The following is a 480-nucleotide window of genomic DNA, read 5'->3' as shown; positions in this document are numbered from 1 at the left end:
TGCAACCACTGTGGCGAATGCAATCAACCAGTCTGGCTTTACACTAAAATCATCAGCAGCAGAAGGTACTAAAGTTTCTGGTAATGATGAAGTGATCAACCCAGGCGATGTGGTTGATATGGCTGCAGGTAAAAACATGACTGTGAAGCAAGAAGCTAGCGGTAAGATTACTTATGCAACAGCTGAAGATGTAGACTTCAATACAGTAACTTTATCAAATGGTACAGAGCCATCAGTGAAGTTAGTAAACGAAGCAGCGGTACCTGCAACAAATAATGATGTAGCGAATGCACCAACAACAGCATTGAACATTACTTCAACAGATGGTAAGCCAACACAAATCGCAGGCGTAGGTTCAGTGTTGAACACGGCATTAGTGCCAACGAATGTGAACACTGGTGGCAAGCCAACGCTAGGTGACTCAACACTGGTGAATTTAGGTTCAGATACGACTCCGTTAGCGGATAACATCTTAAATTC

General features: G+C 43.1%; 1 pseudogene. It reads left to right on the top strand.

Annotated features, from left to right (window positions below):
* A pseudogene (locus tag AM305_RS12410) lies at positions 1-480 on the top strand (hypothetical protein); the annotation flags it as partial.

It is taken from the genome of Actinobacillus minor NM305 (assembly GCF_000175195.1).
Taxonomy (GTDB): Bacteria; Pseudomonadota; Gammaproteobacteria; order Enterobacterales; family Pasteurellaceae; genus Haemophilus_A; species Haemophilus_A minor.
This window is presented reverse-complemented; position numbering and strand designations above follow the sequence as displayed.